Annotated in this window: 1 protein-coding gene; it reads left to right on the top strand. The window is 39.5% G+C overall.

The window, feature by feature from the left end; translation table 11 throughout:
- Positions 1-157: 157 nt before the first annotated feature.
- The coding region (locus SB765_RS32355) for a hypothetical protein (RefSeq protein ID WP_410932856.1) at positions 158-248 on the top strand (91 nt) is incomplete at its 3' end.

Genomic DNA, 248 nt, shown 5'->3' with positions numbered 1-248 from the left:
CAGATCACAAACATGAAATCTATACTTGGTTTTGAGCGTGTATCCAGCTAAAATACGCGTCCTTTAAGTCGAGCGAAATTTTAATAATTCCGCCACTTATACCTGTTTCTAGCACATGTTTGTGCCACTATCGAATTGAACACGAGGCTATATTTCAATGAGCAAAAAGCTGCATATTAAAACCTGGGGTTGTCAGATGAACGAATACGACTCTCAGAAAATGGCTGATCTTCTAGATGCTACCAACG

It is taken from the genome of Pseudomonas sp. SIMBA_067 (assembly GCF_046534675.1).
In the GTDB taxonomy this organism is placed as follows: domain Bacteria; phylum Pseudomonadota; class Gammaproteobacteria; order Pseudomonadales; family Pseudomonadaceae; genus Aquipseudomonas; species Aquipseudomonas putida.
The sequence above is the reverse complement of the archived record's forward strand: the minus strand, read 5'-3'. Positions and strand labels throughout refer to the sequence as shown.